Consider the following 16,294-nt stretch of genomic DNA (forward strand, 5'->3'; position numbering starts at 1 on the left):
CTACTAATTTTTTTGTTGATGATTAATAGTTAATGATAAATGAAAAAGGACGTGAGAATTCAGATGGTATCACAGTAACTCCTTTTTACTACTCAAAATCCCCGATAATTCTTGCGAAATCGGGGATCTTGTAGCTCATGAGTGAGGATCTGAGTGAATGCTTATGCAGGAATCAACACTGTGTCAATGACATGGATAACACCGTTATCAGCAGCAACATCAGGTGTTGTAACTGTTGCATCATTCACCTTGACGCCATTGGAAGCATCAATTTTCACTTCTGTTCCTTCAACAGTAGTAGCTGAGTTTAACTTAACTACCTCAGATGACGTCACTTTGCCTGAAACAACGTGATATGTGAGGATTTTTTTGAGTTTTGGAATGTCTTGAAGTAATCCGTCTACGGTACCTTCTGGAAGCTTAGCAAAAGCTTCATCTGTAGGCGCAAAAACAGTGAATGGACCAGCGCCTTTTAATGTATCTACTAAATTGGCAGCCTTAACTGCGGCAACTAGAGTGTTAAAAGAACCGGCATTAACAGCAGTATCAACAATGTCAGCCATGTGTTTCACCTAGTTTTTTGGAATCTGTGAGTAGTGTACATTATGAGAATCAAAAAATCTACAGTAATTTTATAGATTTACTGTACTTTTGGACATAGAACCTTCTCAGAACTACTCCCGAACCGCCAGAAGACTACCTAAACAGGTAGGTAGGGCTATGCCGCACAACAACGAATGGTGGGCAGTGCCCACCCTACAAAGTTCGGTAATTTTAGCGCGGAAAGGGAGTAATTGATACAAGTTCTATTTACGAACAGTAAGGGCGTGGAAGTCACCAATGTTAAGTCCATTCACAACGTTATCGAATCTGTAAAGATAGGTAGGTTTAGCATCCTTACCGTCTTTTGTAATTTGCACGACCCCTATTCCTGGAGTAGCACCCACGCTATTGAAAAATGCTGGATCGTTTCCTGAGATGGGATTCGGTCCACGCTGTGAAATAAAAGCAACTTCTTGGGAGGGCGATGTTTCTATTAAGTCTGGTGCGGGATCGGGACCTAAAGCTGTATCTGTTAGTTCTACAAGATTAACTGCACGAACTTTGTTTGAACCATCAATGTCTGGAGCAAAGAGATTCGGCTGGAGGTCGTGTATTGTGATGGTGTTTGAGGCACGATTGAGTTGCCATAAGTATTTATCGCGAACGACTACCACACCATGAACATCATTACCGGATTGAGGAACTTTAATAAAATCTGGACGTTTAGAAGGATTTTCGAGCAAGGACTTGTTATTGTAAACATAAACAAAGTCAGCTATTTGGGGATCGGCATTGCCTGCGTTAGTAATAAAGCTGTCACCAACCTGAGAGGCAATTAATCCATTGAAAGTAACTTCTTCTTTACTGTATATATGTGCTAGGGTTAGCGTTTCTGCATTTGCGATCGCCACACCACCATCTGCAAAAGTAACATAAACAAACTGACCTGAATCATCGACTATAGCTACAACTGGGCGAGCAGTCGGAGTTCCCAAGGCTGTCTTTGTTTCTGGAATATTGAAGTCTAACGTATTCACTTCACCAAAAATTTTCCCTCCAGGTGCTTCATAATTGGTGGCAATTTTATGAATTCGTTGACCGGGAGTATCGGCAACAAAGACAAACTTGTTATCCTTAGAGATGTAAACAGCGTGGGAGTTCGAGTTTGGTAATCCTGGTGGAAGAATAGAATCCACAACTTCTCGTCGGTCAGCGTCAATTGCATACACTTGAGCCGTTGTTGCATGTCCTACAATTGCATATTTGGCTCCTGTGTTGAAAGTAATCCAGTGGGGTTTTTGACCTGCTGCAAGACCCTTACTCTTAGCGCTAGCAGCCAAGTTAACTTGTTCAACTTTTGCATGACCTGTTAAAAAGTCTTGGTCATCACCTGACAGAACATAGAGATTACCTCCTAAAGGAGTACCATCCAAGGAATCTGCTTGGTCAATAGACCATACCTCATAAACTGATGAATTGCTTGGTTGTTTGGCTGAGGCTGATAGAGAAAAATTGTTATAGACTGAGAGAGGGACTTGAGTAAATACAACCCAAACAATCGCAACGAAAAATAGGAACGGAAGTAAAAATTTCTTCATCTTTAACTATCCTCGTTCAAGTGCATGAAACTATCTATACAAAACTTTGCGATCAACTCAATTGAGTTGGTAAAAGCATTGCAAGTTTGTGTAAGTTAGAAATCCTCTGGTTTGAATAGTGATAAGTAAGACTTGAATAAGACTATAAGTTCCAAATTCAAAGCGCAAAATGAAGCGCTCGCAAGGAATTCGTCAGCACTTTTTCAAACTGAAGACTAAGACTAGTATTCTAGATAAAAGCTTTTATTTAGCTACAAAAGATGTATCTACGACACACCATAAAACTTTACTATAAATACGGTTAAAGAATCAAGTTTTAGAAGGATAAAATTGTCAGAAATTTTACAGATGGTTTGTCAAGTTATCCTGAAACATCAATTTTCACAGAGTATCCTAAGTAGTGGCTGAGGTAAGCTTAAGGTTTCCAGACTGCATCTTTGACCTGAAAAGTTTTTGGAATCAGCTTTTGGCTATAGAACAAATCAACGACTTGCTGTTGTTCGGCAACAAATTCATCTTTCATCTCGAACACGCCAAAATAAGGACGCTGCTTTAAAGCAAATTCCCAAGCCTCTGGCTTATATTTAGTTTGCTCTGTTAGCAGTTTGGCAACTCGCTCGGAATTTGCTTTTGCCCATTCTTCTGCATTTCGTTGCTCTTCCAAAATAATCTTTAATAGATCGGGGTGATTTTTGGTAAAATTTTCCGTAGCGATGTAAAAAGCACGTTGCGGTGCCACATCTGAACCTCTCACCAACACACGTGCAGTACCATCTAACTCTCTTGAGGCAAGATAAGGATCGCCAATAGGCAAGGCATCGACGTTACCGCCTTCAAAAGCAGTGGTGCTATCGGGAATAGTCAAGTATACAGGTTTAATATCATTCAACTTTAGTTTTGCACTTGCTAAGGCTCTTAGCACAAAGTATTGCAGCGCCGTTCCTTTCTGAATTGCCAATTTCTTTCCCTTCAAATCGGCAAGAGTCTCGATCAAAGAGTTTTTAGGTACGATAATAGCCTGAGCGCCTGCGTTAGAACCAGTCGCTGCAACATAAACAATCGGATTACCTCCAGCTTGAGCAAAAACAGGTGGTAGGTTTCCTACATTTCCAATATCAACACTGCCTGCTGCCATAGCCTCCATCATAGGTGGTCCTCCTTGGAAGGATATCCACTTGACTTGAATGCCTTGTGGGGTAAGACGCTTCTCCAACAACCCCCGCGCCTTGAGTAAATTGAGACCAGGTGTACCGTTCTGATGACCAACATTAATTACTTTCAGCTTTGATGAAGCACTATTAGTTGGTGCGTCTGTACTAGTACTATTGCTTTGTAAGCTATTGCGATCGCTACAACCTGCTAAGATGAAAAGCGCTACTAACAGGCTTTTAACGCAGACACTGAGTGGTTTGTTCTTAAACAATGCCTGTAAGATATGACGAAGGTTTTCCATATTGTATGTCACTTAAATAGCTGTAAATCTATCAGTTAGTCGTAGTTTAAGGTTGCATCTATCTTGCTTTCTGTAAGTAGTTATGCAAGTCTTAAATAATGTACTGTATTTTGACCAACTTACTGTAGTATTTTGAGATAAATATTTTTTATCATACTGTCAAAAAATTAACAAACTATCGCGATCGCAAAGCCATCATATCCTTTACTACCTACAGTCTGAATCGCTGTAGCACTTACGTGTGGTGACTCTGCTAGTAGCTCGTTAAAGCGACGTATTCCCTGAACGCTAGGATCGGCACTAGCAGCATCAATGACTGCTCCATTGCGGATAACATTATCAGCGATAATCAAGCTACCGCGACGGGAGAGCTTAAGCGCCCATGCGAAGTAATCTGGATTGCTTGGCTTATCGGCGTCGATAAAGATTAGGTCAAATGGATCGCGCCCTTCAGTCGCGAGAGAAGGCAGAAGATCCAGCGCTCGTCCGAGGCGTAACTCAACGATGTCATTCAAATTGGCGCGTGCGATGTTAGCGCGTGCAACTTCAGCGTGCTTTGGGTTAGCTTCCAATGTTATCAGAAGACCGTTAGAAGGTAACGCTCGTGCAAGCCAAATCGTACTGTAAGCACCTAGAGTACCAATCTCTAGGATAGTGCGTGCTTTCTGAACTTGCGCCAACAACAGTAGTAACTTACCTTGGTTTGGTGAAACGTTGTGAGGTGTTAGACCTGCTGCTGTGCAGGCTTGGAGTACTGCATCCAACACGGGATCGGGCGGCACAAGTAGATTGGTAATATAGCGGTCAACTGCGCTCCATTGTTCCTGTGCCATAAATTTTCGTCGTTTTATATTAAAATACAGTTTATAGATAAACTTATCGTACTTTTTATTTGATTAACGAGGAGATTTATCAATATGACAGAAAAACTTGCTCAAACACAATACCCAGTTCACGATCTTATCCGTATTCGGTGGAGTCCCAGATCTTTTGCCGATCGCCGTGTAGAGCCAGATAAGTTACTCTCTCTACTAGAAGCAGACAGTCTAACAATCCCGCTCTACACTGACCTTACAAAGTAATGATTTACAATCAAGCAGAATTTGACATCCGCTGTGAGTGGGGTATACAAGGTGTTTCTCAACTCGCACCCATTAGTGATGTCATTGTCATAGTCGATATTTTGTCTTTCTCAACTTCTGTAGAAATTGCTACGAACAATGGGGCAATTATTTATCCTTACCGATGGAGAGATGATTCTGCTGTTGAGTATGCAAAGTCTGTGCAAGCAGAATTATTAAGAGGTCGTTTATCTCAAGAAGGCTATTCACTTTCCCCTGCATCGTTAACTAAAATTCCTGCAGGGACTAAGTTAGTTGTGCCATCACCTAACGGCTCAACTTTGACACTACTAACTGGTAAAACTCCCACTATAGCTGGGAGTTTACGAAACTGTGAAGCTGTGGCAAAATTTGCCCAAAGGCAGGGAAATCGAATTGCAGTTATTCCCGCAGGAGAAAAGTGGGAAGATGATACACTAAGACCAGCTTTTGAAGATTTAGTTGGTGCTGGAGCAATTCTTAGTTTTTTGAATGGTAGTTTTTCTCCAGAAGCAGAAACTGCTGTCGCTGCATTTCATACTTTTAAGAAAGATTTGCTAGGGTACTTAAAAAAATGTAGTTCGGGAAAAGAGTTAATTGCCAAAGGTTTTGAGTTAGATGTTGAATTAGCAGCAGCTTTCAATGTTAGTGATTGTGTACCTTTATTGATTGAAAACTTTTATATCAATAGCAAAAAAGAGCGATCGCCTGCCTCAGATTCCCCAAACACTTAATATGATTATGTATAGCAATCCTATTTGAGAAGTAAAAATTGCAGATATCAAGAAGTCGGTTGTAATCGGGATAAAGAGAGACTTTAGGTCACATCTGGTGGAAGTTCCTTTAAACTTGGCGTTTCGTTGCCAATTCCCAGTTCCTTTTTACTATGTTTTAACTGTTTCCATAGTGCTTCAATTTGGTGGTAAGCTTCTACGTTTGAAAGTTTCCCAGATGTTTCTAAACTAGTAATAATGCTAACTTTTTGAGCAAATTCTTGAAGATTAGCGTTAAATATTAAATTTTCAGGCTTTATGGGACCGTAATAGCGTACCCGAGGATAAAGAAAACTGTTTTTGTCTTTGCAATCGGAGTGTTCCATCAATTCACCTCGGTGTTAACCGCGAGCGGACAGACCTGCTGGGGTCAGAACTTTTACAATCGTGAGCTTAGGTTCTGCCCTGTTTGTGATGGTTCCCTTGCAAGTATTGCCTGATGGTGTTTTACTAATAATGCGATCGCCCGTTCTACTGCTCTTAACGCTATGGCTCGGATTGCACAGGGGGTAGCGACAGGCGTTGGATTTTTGGGAGCCGGAATAATTTTGCGACAGGCTCGACCGGAACTAGGTAGGGAAGAAGTCAAAGGACTAACAAGCGCTGCAAGTATTTGGTTGGCGGGTGGATTGGGAGTAGCTGCAGGTTGTGGTTTATGGCGAATGAGTTTAATTGGAACGCTTGTGACGCTCGTGGTCTTGAGTGGACTGCAGCGACTCAAAAAATCCAACTTGAAAAGCTCTAATAGCTCTAACAACTATAATCAGAGGACAACAACAGAAGATGAAGCTTCATAAAACCTCGCAGAATGTTTTCATAGCATTTGTAGGGGCGCAAGGCATTGCGCCCCTACGACTTAGGCAATTTTTGAAAAGTCAGATTCTAAACCGTTTTTGGTATAGCTAGGAAAGCTGAAGAGCCTCAATTATCTCTTCAGTTCCTCTCAAACCAGATAAACACTTAATTTGAGTAATATGTCAATACACTTAAGCGTGATTTATTTTTGAGACACTGCCTAAGAATTCGTTTAAGTGAAGTTAACTTAACCCGCTTGATGGCTTTATTCACATCTAACCACTGCCGTTGTCTTTGACCTACTTCTGGATAATCTTCACTCACCTCTTGTACTGGCAACAAATACATCTTGACTTGGTAACTCTTACCTCGTTTACGATATTTATAACTTCCTAATTCATGAGTGTCTACTTGTCCAACGATCCCAGCTTCTTCCCACGCTTCTTTTGCAGCTGAATTGGGAGGACTCATACCATTAGAGATACCCCCTTTCGGAACCACCCAGCGTTGATAGTTACGGGTTGTGATTAGCAAAACTTCGATTTTTCCATCTTGGACTCTGTAGGGAATTACTCCGGACTGCTGAAACACTTTGCTGACTTTTTGACTCATGCGATCGATACTCCCTTGTCATTTAGTCTTTTTATACAATTTTTAATTTAAGAAATCGAGAGTCAATATTCAATATATTTTTTACAGCATTTTTCATACATTTGAACCCCAAGCAAAATTAGGAGCAAACAGCACCGAAAGCCCTTACAATGTGGTCTATTTACCTGAAAATCGATGTGAGTTAAGATTATAAGACTCACGAATGTGTGCTCTTGCTGTCTTGAAGATATGTAAACGTGAGTTCTTTGCAAAGAAACTGGGTTTCCACGAAAGTCTGAAAATTTTACTTGTCAATCATAAAAAGGAAAACATGACTCTACCATCACCTCATGCTTTTGTTCAATCGGCAACTGTTTCATTTGATCGCGTCTCTGATATTTACGACTCAACACGAGGACTACCTCCTGGTGTCTCCGAACAAATCACTGAAACTATTCTCAAAATAGTTTCACCTACACCAGATACTAAATTCTTTGAAACGGGTATTGGTACTGGCAGAATTGCTCTGCCCATTATCCAAAAAGGCTATTCTTATACAGGTATAGATATTTCCGAGAAAATGCTAGATGAGTTACGTAGCAAGCTACAAGGCATAAATCATCGAGCCACATTGTATGCTGGTGATGCAGCTAACTTACCGTTTGGCGAACGCTCCTTTGATGTTGCTATTACGGTGCATGTATTCCATCTCATTGCTAATTGGCAAAAGGCACTAGCAGAAGACCAAGCTATTCAGACTCTGGTCGAGAATTATGGGTTAAGGGAAAGTGAGATTGTGGTCTTTGGAGATCAAATTAATGACATCAAAATGTTTAAAATTGCTGACCGTGCGATCGCTGTTGCTAACGCAGATGCTAAACTAAAGCGTTACGCGACACTAGTCATTGGCTCAAACACAGAAGATAGCGTTGTTAAATACATTCATCAGGATTTTTGCGAAAGAATTATAGCTCATTAAATTATGACTCAGCTAAGTGTAAATGTAAATAAAGTTGCTCTACTTAGAAATGCCCGAAATATTGGACGACCGAGTGTTATTTCTGCTGTAGAAACATGTATTAGAGCAGGCGCACATGGCATTACGGTGCATCCACGTCCAGATGAACGACATATTAAATTTTCAGATGTATATGAGCTTGCTGAAATACTGACGGTTGAATTTAATATTGAGGGGAACCCTTTACATTCTAAGTTTATGGAAATTGTCCGGGATGTCAAGCCAACGCAGTGTACTCTAGTTCCTGATGCTCCCGAAGCTTTTACATCAGACCATGGATGGGATTTAACTCAAGACAACAAAAATCTTGTGACTGTAATTCAAGAGCTTAAAGAACTGGGTATCCGGGTGAGCCTATTTGTAGATCCAAATCCATTTCAAATTCAGCTAGCGAAAGAGATTGGTGCAGATCGAGTTGAGATTTACACAGAACCTTATGCAGCTGCATTCTCAGTAGGTCGCGAAGATTCTATCTTTGAACAATATGTAATTGCTGCTCAAAAAGCTCGTGAAGTTGGGTTAGGTGTCAATGCTGGTCACGATCTAAATCTACAGAATTTAAGAAAATTTTGCTCTATTCCTGAAATCCTTGAGGTTTCTATTGGTCATGCACTTATAGCAGATGCGCTAGACTTAGGACTATTTAATGCTGTGAAGGAATACCTCAAAGTTCTTTCTCAGACCCAATCAGTAGATTAAAGTCATGATTTATAATCAAACAGAATTAATTTTCTGGTAATGTAAATATTTCCGTCATTTTCTAAAACATGATTTTTCGCTGTTGATGTAGACTCGAAGCAAGAGTCAACGATAAAGACTTGTCCATCAGTACGCAACGCTTTATAGACTTTTTTCAAAAATGAGTCAACCAAATTTGGTGGTACATGAGAAAGCCAAAAGGAGAAAAAGACTAGATCGTATGCGGCTTCGTCATATTGCCGTTCTGGGCGGCTACACCCACCACATCGCTCTTGCCATCGAGCGACTTCGTAAAGACTTTAAAGAACCGATCAAGATTGAAAGCATCGCACGAGAGCTTGGAATGAGTGTCTCAGGCTTTCACCATCACTTCAAGTCTGTTACGGCAATGAGTCCCTTGCAGTTCCAGAAGCAACTGCGGCTCCAGGAGGCTCGCCGTTTGATGCTGGGGCAAAACCTTGATGCTACCAGTGCTGCTTACCAAGTGGGTTATGACGATGCCTCGCACTTCAACCGGGAGTACAAGCGGCTCTTTGGCGCACCACCGATGCGCGATGTGGAGCACCTGCGAGAAGCAGCTAGGGAGACTGTTAGTTGAACGCACCCCAACCAAATCTATTGATTATGGTTGAGGAATCATCGATCCATACTACGTCATAGAGGTAAAGTCACTTCAGTGGATACAAATCCAGCACGCTCGTGACGGGCTGATAATTTGACTGTACCACCTTGGATAGATTGGACAACCCATTCCACCTTCCCCCTATCTGAAGTAGAGTCTGCCACCCGCCGAATAGGAGACGAAGAAGGCTTATAAGCGCGTCCTTCTAATTGACCTAAATCTTCACGCGGTTGACCAACTTCTAAAGTTGCACCAGTAGGTAGTTCAATTTCACAAATACAACCCTGCACTAGCTTTTTCTCTAAAGCTTTTTCAGTAACGTAAGTGGGTAGCCAACCTGTGTTATGTATAACCAGTCTAACTCGATAGGTTCCATTACCCAAGTTATGAACGCTCGCTTCGTAAATCTCCAAGCAGGGAGAAATGAGTAAGTGCCAAACTAACCAGTCTGGAAAACGGGAAATTTCCTTTTCTAAAAACTCTGGTGGCGGATTAGACCAAGCATACATAATATCCCAACCACCAAGTTCGACTTGACCAAGTTGGGGATGATCGAACGGATACCAATCAATATAGCCTTTTCCTGCTAGTTTTTCATCGCTCCAGCGTAAAAGTTTAAGGTCATCTTCTAGAGGATGTTCTTGATTCCATTCAATATATTTATACTGAGTAATTCCTGCTTGGCGTTGGGGACTCCAAATTTCCACTGTCCAGCCAAATATACCTAGATGTTCATAAACCCAGTCGTGAAAAGTACCACTAATGAAGCCTTTGGGATCGTAGCGAAACTCATGAAATGCAGAAATAGCTGGGTAATCAGTTAGTTCAGTCCCTTTTTTACCAATGTGCTTATAGGTACGTAAATCTTTAACAGATAGTTCCTCATCGCTTTGGTAGCTGTAGGCACGAATTAAAACACCACTGAAGGTGTGGAAGGTAAGAGCTCCTGTAATGTTGGGATGGGTGGTAATAAATTGTACGATCGCTCGCACTTCCGGTTCAGAAGTTGGATAAGGTCCTGCCCCTGCCTGCTGATACTCCTGACGCCACTGATATGGAAGTCGCGTTGAATGTTTAACGCCGCGTTTTTGAGCCAAGTCTACAACGCGATCGACTATTTGAAAATCCGACTTTTGATAATGGTTAGTTTTCTCAATCGCTCAAGAGTTAGATTCTACCAATTGTACTAACACGATATTTACACTGCTGTTTGAAGTTGCTTTTGAAACAGTTCCTTAACTTTGCTCCAAGCATCAGCAGCAGCCTCTGCATTGTAGCTACTACGACGATCGCAAAAAAAGCCATGCTCTGCGGGATAGTGGAAAATTTGATGGGGAATTTTATGCTTTACTAACTCTGCTTCTATTTGTTCTGTTTGCTCTTGGGGAATTCCTTTGTCTTGAGTCCCAAAGAAGGCATAAAGAGTCCCCTTGATATCTGAGGTACGAGTGATGGTAGGCGCACCGCCGCCAGGAGTAGAATTTGCAATCCCACCACCATAGAAGGAAGCTGTAGCTTTGATGTCAGATAGTATTGCAGCTAAATATACTATATGACCTCCAAAACAAAAACCAATAGAGCCGATCGCATTACCATTCACATTTGGCAAAGTCTTGAGTTTTGCGATCGTGGCTTGGAGATCGCTCAATATCTCACCTGCTGTGGTTTGTTCTTTGTATTTTCTACCACTCTGAATGTCTTCAGGAGTGTAACCAGTCTCAAAACCAGGAGCAGTCCGTTGGAAAATAGCAGGTGCGATACGGCTTAAGCCGTTAAGCTTCGCTTATCGCAACATACCCCTCCTTAGCCAACCTTTCTGTCACTTTAAGGGATATGAATATTCACTCCAAAAATTTCCTGAACTACAATTATAGCTGGGAAGCGTCTTTCACCTAAAGGTTCCGCTAAGTAAGCATCTATTTGCAAACCGCCATTAGGGATTTTGACGTAAGCGGTGCGAATTGCTGCGTCTGTTGCTGTGTTTGTCATTTTTGTGGTGGTTTGAGATTTTTTACATCTTCCTTATATAATACTATATATCTACGGCTTTACCGTATTTTAAATTCAGTAGACTTTTTTACTAACGTACTTTGAGGTCTAAAAACATGGCTCCAGCGAGGGGAATTTTTCCGTTACTTATCAGCGTACACTGGCGTTCATCTGCGGTTCCGTAATCATTTAAGATAATGCACCCAATTGAAAATTGCTGTAGCTTACAGACTCATTTGTAGTCTCAAAGAAGCGATTAGCAGGGCGAGCAAGCCCCAAATTTTCCCGTAACGTCTTGCCCTCATATTCCTGACGAAAGATCCCACGTCGTTGGAGTTCTGGCACAACCTTGTCCACAAAATCATCCAACCCCTCAGGAAGAAAAGGAAACATGACGTTGAAACCATCAGATCCCTCCTCAGTCAGCCATTGCTCCATTTCATCAGCGATAGTTTGGGGAGTACCAACAAAAGCCAAACCTCCGTAACTGCCAATGCGTTGAGCCAGCTGTCGAATAGTCAGATTCTCGCGTTGCGCCAGTGCGATCGTTCGTTCTCGCCCGCTATGACTGCCGTTAGTGTGTGGAATTTCAGGTAAAGGTCCGTCTGGATCGAAGCCAGAAACGTCATAGCCAAGTGCGATATTCAGGCTAGCTATTCCACTGTCATAGTGTATTAAGCTGTCCAAATGTGTACGCTTAGCACGCGCCTCTGCAACGGTTTCACCCACGATGACTAAGACACCTGGAAGAATTTTAATGCCTTCAGGGTCACGTCTGATCGCCCGCGCTCGCCCCTTAATATCTGCAAATAAAGCCTTACCTGCCTCCAGATTACCAGCAGGTGCAAATACGGCCTCAGCGGTTTCGGCAGCTAATTGCCGTCCTGCTTCAGAGGCTCCCGCCTGGACGATGACTGGCCAACCTTGGACGGGTCTAGCGATATTCAATGGTCCCCGCACCGAGAGATATTTTCCCTTGTGACCTAAAACGTGAAGTTTTGCGGGATCGAAATAAATCCCAGATTCCACATCTCGGATAAACGCATCATCAGCGAAAGAATCCCAAAGACCCGTTACAACATCATAGAATTCCCTAGCCCTGAGATAGCGTTCATCATGCTCGACTTCCTCTGTCAAACCGAAGTTAAGCGCAGCATCTGGATTGGATGTAGTGACAACGTTCCAGCCAGCGCGACCGCCACTGATATGATCGAGAGAGGCGAAGCGACGAGCAATGTGGAAAGGCTGATCGTAGGTCGTTGAAGCAGTAGCGACTAACCCAATATGTTCGGTAACGGTTGCGAGGGCAGAAAGTAAGGTGAAAGGCTCGAAGGAAGTGACGGTGTGACTGCGCTTGAGCGCATTAATCGGCATATTGAGAACCGCCAAATGATCGGCCATAAAGAATGCGTCGAACTTGCCCTGCTCTAGTTTTTGGATAAATCGTTTCAATGCTGGAAAGTTAAAATTAGCATCAGGCAAAGCTCCAGGATAGCGCCAAGCACCTGTATGTATGCTGACAGGACGCATGAAAGCGCCCAGTTTCAATTGCTTCTTACCGCTCATTAGCCCTCCATAGGCATGGTCTTAAACAATTCATCAAATCAACTTTGATAGGGGCGTGGCAAATGGCGCAGTTTATGGGCTGTATCCAATTCACTATTATTTTTTCTGCCATATCCCCAACCCAAAATGCGACGATATTCTCCCATTATGCCACTTTCAATTAAATCATCCTCATTGACTGTAACATCGGTATGAGATTCAGGAGCAACATAGAGTGCATCAGCAGGACAGTACGCTTCACATACAAAACAAGTTTGGCAATCTTCTTTTCGAGCGATCGCAGGTGGTTGATTGGGTATAGAATCAAAAACATTGGTAGGACAAACTTGGACGCACAGATTGCAATTGATACACAGTTTATGGCTAACAAGCTCAATCATGATATTGCTCCTGTTACAACTTTGACGTTTTGCGGCTTGTCACCAGACATCCCATCCTTTATCCAATCGCGTCTTACCCAAAGCATATCTAAACCACCAGTCGCTTGATAATAACGTTGATTTGGATCGGTTTCGGGATAATCCACCCGAATATGTTCGCTGCGCGTTTCCGTGCGATGTAAAGTCTGGACTGAACTACAAAAAACGCGGATTGAGAAAACTGATAGAATTAATTGAGTCAGACCAAGTAGAAAGACTAGTGCTAACCCACAAAGATAGATTGTTGCGATTCGGTGCAGAATTTATTTTTCCGCTTTGTGAAATGCGTGGTGTCGCTATTACAATTAGCAATCGGAATTGGATACGACTTTTGAAGAGGATTTGATTAATAATGTATTGGAAATCATTACAAAATTATCTGCACAACTCTAGGGTTCTTGCTCGTGCAAAGAATCTAAAAATTATCTAATAATTACTAGATATAGCTATAAATTTTGCAGAAGATAGAGTAGTATTAATTAAGTTATAAAGATTAAAATTTTTATTTTTTTAAAAGAAAATAAGGTAATTTTCAGATGACTAAACGCACAATTAAAGATGCTAGGGCAACAAGAATTTGTGTTGTCAAAGACGTAATTCAAGATACAACTCAAGACGTATCTAATATCTTGATTAACATCTTAACTGATACCGCTAACCGTCTTGGGCATCTCCGTTCTGATATTTGGAATCAATATGGTTCGTTGAAGGCATGGGGAATATCCAAGATTACCCTTGACCCCATCCACAGAAACGAACATCCCGTAAAATATGGCATTCCCGCCAAGCTGTGGGAAGCAACGTTTTACGACTGTATTGACAACATCCACGCAGTACAAGCAGCTGCAATTACCTTTGCATTGCGCGAACTGGGATTGCATCCAAGAAGCGTAGAAGGGAATCGCATTAAGTCTATCTTGGAGTCCCGCGATTGGTTTGAATATCCAGAAGGTACAGCTCAAGATGAACTGAAAGAGCTAAAACGGTTGCATCGTTTAATGCGCCATCATTACAAGCGAGGTCATACGTACAAGCGCAATCAGATTATACTGAAGCAGTACAAGTCTTATGTCGATAAAGATGGTGATGTTTGTGTTAAATTTGTTTATGCCAAATTGCCCAATCAAAACAGTAAGTCCTGCTTAAAAATTGGCTTTAAAACCACAGCCAATCAGCCTTTTACTGGTCAAATTCGTTTGTTGATTTGCGACTCAATAATAGAAATTCACAAACCCGAAAAGTACGACACAATTCGAGAAACAGAAAAACTGAGTCCAATCAAAGTTAAAGCGCAATTGCCATCAGATAAAATTATAGGAGTTGATAGAGGATATACTGAAGTCTACGCAACTTCTGACAAGCGTTTATTGGGTGAAGATTTTGGCAAGCTCCAGTCAACAGAAACCGAGCATCGTTCCCACAAAGGACGTAAGCGCAATAAACTTCGCGCTCTAGCTCAAAAAGCGAAATCCAAAGGCAATAACGCTAAGCACGACCGAATTCTTGCTAACAACCTTGGTAAGAAAAAGTGGAATGCCAGAGAAAAATCTTTTACAGGTCGCATTAGAACCTACGTCTACACAGCGACGCTTCAGTTATTTGCTGATGCTGGCAAGGTTGTTTACGAAGATTTGTCAACCCCGATTAAAGGCGGGGACAAAAAATATTCAAAGCGCAATCGGAATAAGCTCAATCAATACACAAAGGGCGTGGTTGTCAAAGCCCTAGAGACTGTTCCCCAGCGCTTTGGAAAAGTGTCCGTTGCTGTCAATGCTGCCTACACTTCGCAAATCGATTCTTCTTTAAACTTGCTCTTGGGTAAGCGAGAGGGAGATAGATTTTACCAGTTCTGGGGTGGTGTCGTTCAGTCTGATATCAACGCGGGGCAGAATGTTCTAGCAAGAGAACAAGACTCAGAAATTGGTGTTTACACCAAACACAAAGAGGTTTTGCGAATCTTGATAGAGCGTACTGTCAAGTATCTCGTTGTCACAGTTCAATCTGGCAAACTGCAATTAACTGATGTTAAAAGCAGCAACCTGATTCGACCTGATGTTAAGAAGCGATTCTTAAAAGTCTGGGCTAATTTGCAACCTGATGCGAATACTGGGATGGGTATCCCCAAGACTCTAGATAGCATAAAGCCTCGTAAGTCATTACGAGGTCGAAAGGGAGAGCCATAACTCGCTACCACCTTTCCTCACTCAGAGCGCGAAGTCAAATCAAAATCTGTGCATACTTAAGTAAGCTTAGTTTTTGTGTACCCCATAATACCATTACCACTAGCAGCAGCAGCACCGCTCGTACCTAAAAAACCTTTATCAACAACAATGACTTTGACTCCTTGGGATGCTGCTGCCCATGCTGCCCAGGCAGCAGCAGGACCACCACCAATGACTAGCACGTCAGCATTTAGTTGTAGTTCATTTTCGTTATGGACTCTTAGCAATTCTTTGTCCTCCTTATTTGGCAGTCAACACTGGTGTGTTTAGTTCCAAAAGCTTTTTTGTCTTAATAATTGCGAATCGCTGATTTGTTTGTAATTATTCACTGTAATAGATATGATACTCTAATTATTAGTTTGCCAAACAATTAAAGCTCTGTTTCCCTGTTCCTGTTCTCTCCTAGAGAATAGCAAACCAACATATCTCTACAACTTCGTTAATGCAGAACGTTATGTAATTCGATCTCCTAAAAAATTACCTCCAGGTAAATCAACAATCAGATTTGATTTTGATTACGACGGCGGTGAAGTTGGTGCAGGAGGAACTGGGAAGTTATTTATCAACGATCGACAGGTTGCTGAAGGTCGAATTGAAAAAACCGTACCCTATCGATTGGCATTAGATGAAGCCTTTGATGTTGGTCGAGATACAGGAACTCCTGCAAGTGAAACTTATCAAGTTCCGTTTGCATTCACAGGTAATTTACAGAAAGTTACCCTGAATTTGAATTAAATATACGTAGGTTGGGTTGAGGAACGAAACCCAACATTTCCAAATATTTGTTGGGTTTCACATACGGTAAACCCAACATACAAAAATTCTTATTCGAGCATTATTGCACCTACGTGGACTTAATAATATGAGCCAAAAAATTATTCTTTATAACTTAGCAAAAAACAAAAA

The 16,294-nt window shown here is 41.7% G+C and carries 17 protein-coding genes and 3 pseudogenes; 8 read left to right on the top strand and 12 right to left on the bottom strand.

What is annotated here, in order from left to right; translation table 11 throughout:
* Window positions 1-161: 161 nt before the first annotated feature.
* From WA1_RS33645 to WA1_RS33660, 4 genes are all read right to left on the bottom strand, one after another.
* On the bottom strand, window positions 162-563 hold the full coding sequence (locus WA1_RS33645) for a fasciclin domain-containing protein (RefSeq protein WP_017743654.1): 402 nt from the start codon (window positions 561-563) through the stop codon (window positions 162-164).
* 243 nt (window positions 564-806) lie between these two features.
* Complete coding sequence (locus WA1_RS33650; RefSeq protein ID WP_017743653.1) at window positions 807-2,141, bottom strand: YncE family protein; 1,335 nt, start codon at window positions 2,139-2,141, stop codon at window positions 807-809.
* Between the two features lie 415 nt (window positions 2,142-2,556).
* Entirely contained in the window at window positions 2,557-3,594 is a 1,038-nt protein-coding gene (locus WA1_RS33655; RefSeq protein ID WP_017743652.1) for an aliphatic sulfonate ABC transporter substrate-binding protein, read from the bottom strand.
* A gap of 167 nt (window positions 3,595-3,761) precedes the next feature.
* The gene (locus WA1_RS33660; RefSeq protein WP_017743651.1) at window positions 3,762-4,427 is read right to left on the bottom strand and encodes an O-methyltransferase; all 666 of its coding nucleotides are present in this window, start codon (window positions 4,425-4,427) and stop codon (window positions 3,762-3,764) included.
* 84 nt (window positions 4,428-4,511) lie between these two features.
* Here WA1_RS33660 and WA1_RS58875 point away from each other — a divergent pair, with 84 nt between their 5' ends.
* The gene (locus tag WA1_RS58875) at window positions 4,512-4,676 is read left to right on the top strand and encodes a hypothetical protein (protein ID WP_017743650.1); all 165 of its coding nucleotides are present in this window, start codon (window positions 4,512-4,514) and stop codon (window positions 4,674-4,676) included.
* Window positions 4,676-5,428, top strand: coding sequence for a 2-phosphosulfolactate phosphatase (locus tag WA1_RS33665; protein ID WP_017743649.1), 753 nt, complete (start codon window positions 4,676-4,678; stop codon window positions 5,426-5,428). Before WA1_RS58875 ends, WA1_RS33665 begins: the two co-directional genes overlap by 1 nt.
* A gap of 83 nt (window positions 5,429-5,511) precedes the next feature.
* On the opposite strand, the gene WA1_RS33670 is transcribed toward WA1_RS33665, so the two are convergent.
* Window positions 5,512-5,793, bottom strand: a complete 282-nt coding sequence (locus tag WA1_RS33670) for a DUF7219 family protein (protein ID WP_017743648.1) — start codon at window positions 5,791-5,793, stop codon at window positions 5,512-5,514.
* Window positions 5,794-5,955: 162 nt separating this feature from the next.
* Here WA1_RS33670 and WA1_RS33675 point away from each other — a divergent pair, with 162 nt between their 5' ends.
* On the top strand, window positions 5,956-6,264 hold the full coding sequence (locus WA1_RS33675) for an MgtC/SapB family protein (RefSeq protein WP_017743647.1): 309 nt from the start codon (window positions 5,956-5,958) through the stop codon (window positions 6,262-6,264).
* 163 nt (window positions 6,265-6,427) lie between these two features.
* Here WA1_RS33675 and WA1_RS33680 read toward each other — a convergent pair whose 3' ends face one another.
* The gene (locus WA1_RS33680) at window positions 6,428-6,874 is read right to left on the bottom strand and encodes an NUDIX hydrolase (protein WP_017743646.1); all 447 of its coding nucleotides are present in this window, start codon (window positions 6,872-6,874) and stop codon (window positions 6,428-6,430) included.
* Between the two features lie 310 nt (window positions 6,875-7,184).
* Between WA1_RS33680 and WA1_RS33685 the strand changes: the two genes are divergently transcribed.
* From WA1_RS33685 to WA1_RS33695, 3 genes and pseudogenes are all read left to right on the top strand, one after another.
* Window positions 7,185-7,832: an HAD hydrolase family protein gene (locus tag WA1_RS33685; protein ID WP_081403159.1), complete on the top strand. Its 648-nt coding sequence runs from the start codon at window positions 7,185-7,187 to the stop codon at window positions 7,830-7,832.
* A gap of 3 nt (window positions 7,833-7,835) precedes the next feature.
* Window positions 7,836-8,570: a pyridoxine 5'-phosphate synthase gene (locus tag WA1_RS33690; protein ID WP_017743644.1), complete on the top strand. Its 735-nt coding sequence runs from the start codon at window positions 7,836-7,838 to the stop codon at window positions 8,568-8,570.
* 223 nt (window positions 8,571-8,793) lie between these two features.
* A pseudogene (locus tag WA1_RS33695) lies at window positions 8,794-9,168 on the top strand (helix-turn-helix transcriptional regulator); the annotation flags it as partial.
* A gap of 56 nt (window positions 9,169-9,224) precedes the next feature.
* Here the strand turns inward: WA1_RS33695 and WA1_RS33700 are convergent.
* From WA1_RS33700 to WA1_RS53655, 5 genes and pseudogenes are all read right to left on the bottom strand, one after another.
* Complete coding sequence (locus WA1_RS33700; RefSeq protein WP_017743642.1) at window positions 9,225-10,289, bottom strand: M14 family zinc carboxypeptidase; 1,065 nt, start codon at window positions 10,287-10,289, stop codon at window positions 9,225-9,227.
* A gap of 101 nt (window positions 10,290-10,390) precedes the next feature.
* A pseudogene (locus WA1_RS33705) lies at window positions 10,391-11,181 on the bottom strand (dienelactone hydrolase family protein).
* Window positions 11,182-11,370: 189 nt separating this feature from the next.
* Window positions 11,371-12,747, bottom strand: a complete 1,377-nt coding sequence (locus WA1_RS33710) for an LLM class flavin-dependent oxidoreductase (RefSeq protein ID WP_017743641.1) — start codon at window positions 12,745-12,747, stop codon at window positions 11,371-11,373.
* A gap of 38 nt (window positions 12,748-12,785) precedes the next feature.
* The gene (locus WA1_RS33715) at window positions 12,786-13,127 is read right to left on the bottom strand and encodes a 4Fe-4S binding protein (protein ID WP_017743640.1); all 342 of its coding nucleotides are present in this window, start codon (window positions 13,125-13,127) and stop codon (window positions 12,786-12,788) included.
* On the bottom strand, window positions 13,124-13,273 hold the full coding sequence (locus WA1_RS53655) for a hypothetical protein (RefSeq protein ID WP_272819292.1): 150 nt from the start codon (window positions 13,271-13,273) through the stop codon (window positions 13,124-13,126). The genes WA1_RS33715 and WA1_RS53655 overlap by 4 nt, the downstream gene beginning before the upstream one ends.
* 65 nt (window positions 13,274-13,338) lie before the next feature.
* Between WA1_RS53655 and WA1_RS61900 the strand changes: the two genes are divergently transcribed.
* Both WA1_RS61900 and WA1_RS33720 read left to right on the top strand, forming a co-directional pair.
* Window positions 13,339-13,512, top strand: a complete 174-nt coding sequence (locus WA1_RS61900) for a recombinase family protein (RefSeq protein WP_419183600.1) — start codon at window positions 13,339-13,341, stop codon at window positions 13,510-13,512.
* A 190-nt stretch (window positions 13,513-13,702) separates the two neighbouring features.
* A complete protein-coding gene (locus WA1_RS33720; RefSeq protein ID WP_017743639.1) occupies window positions 13,703-15,349 on the top strand; it encodes a hypothetical protein in 1,647 nt (548 codons plus the stop codon).
* 86 nt (window positions 15,350-15,435) lie between these two features.
* Here WA1_RS33720 and WA1_RS33725 read toward each other — a convergent pair.
* Window positions 15,436-15,639 (bottom strand): annotated as a pseudogene (locus WA1_RS33725) (FAD-dependent oxidoreductase); the annotation flags it as partial.
* Window positions 15,640-16,294 lie beyond the last annotated feature (655 nt).

Source organism: Scytonema hofmannii PCC 7110, assembly GCF_000346485.2.
In the GTDB taxonomy this organism is placed as follows: Bacteria; Cyanobacteriota; Cyanobacteriia; order Cyanobacteriales; family Nostocaceae; genus Scytonema; species Scytonema hofmannii.

Bases quoted from the DNA above. Each gene is read 5' to 3' on its own strand.
- WA1_RS33645 (WP_017743654.1), bottom strand. From the start codon at position 563: ATGGCTGACATTGTTGATACTGCTGTTAATGCCGGTTCTTTTAACACT.
- WA1_RS33650 (WP_017743653.1), bottom strand. From the start codon at position 2,141: ATGAAGAAATTTTTACTTCCGTTCCTATTTTTCGTTGCGATTGTTTGG.
- WA1_RS33655 (WP_017743652.1), bottom strand. From the start codon at position 3,594: ATGGAAAACCTTCGTCATATCTTACAGGCATTGTTTAAGAACAAACCA.
- WA1_RS33660 (WP_017743651.1), bottom strand. From the start codon at position 4,427: ATGGCACAGGAACAATGGAGCGCAGTTGACCGCTATATTACCAATCTA.
- WA1_RS58875 (WP_017743650.1), top strand. From the start codon at position 4,512: ATGACAGAAAAACTTGCTCAAACACAATACCCAGTTCACGATCTTATC.
- WA1_RS33665 (WP_017743649.1), top strand. From the start codon at position 4,676: ATGATTTACAATCAAGCAGAATTTGACATCCGCTGTGAGTGGGGTATA.
- WA1_RS33670 (WP_017743648.1), bottom strand. From the start codon at position 5,793: ATGGAACACTCCGATTGCAAAGACAAAAACAGTTTTCTTTATCCTCGG.
- WA1_RS33675 (WP_017743647.1), top strand. From the start codon at position 5,956: ATGGCTCGGATTGCACAGGGGGTAGCGACAGGCGTTGGATTTTTGGGA.
- WA1_RS33680 (WP_017743646.1), bottom strand. From the start codon at position 6,874: ATGAGTCAAAAAGTCAGCAAAGTGTTTCAGCAGTCCGGAGTAATTCCC.
- WA1_RS33685 (WP_081403159.1), top strand. From the start codon at position 7,185: ATGACTCTACCATCACCTCATGCTTTTGTTCAATCGGCAACTGTTTCA.
- WA1_RS33690 (WP_017743644.1), top strand. From the start codon at position 7,836: ATGACTCAGCTAAGTGTAAATGTAAATAAAGTTGCTCTACTTAGAAAT.
- WA1_RS33710 (WP_017743641.1), bottom strand. From the start codon at position 12,747: ATGAGCGGTAAGAAGCAATTGAAACTGGGCGCTTTCATGCGTCCTGTC.
- WA1_RS33715 (WP_017743640.1), bottom strand. From the start codon at position 13,127: ATGATTGAGCTTGTTAGCCATAAACTGTGTATCAATTGCAATCTGTGC.
- WA1_RS33720 (WP_017743639.1), top strand. From the start codon at position 13,703: ATGACTAAACGCACAATTAAAGATGCTAGGGCAACAAGAATTTGTGTT.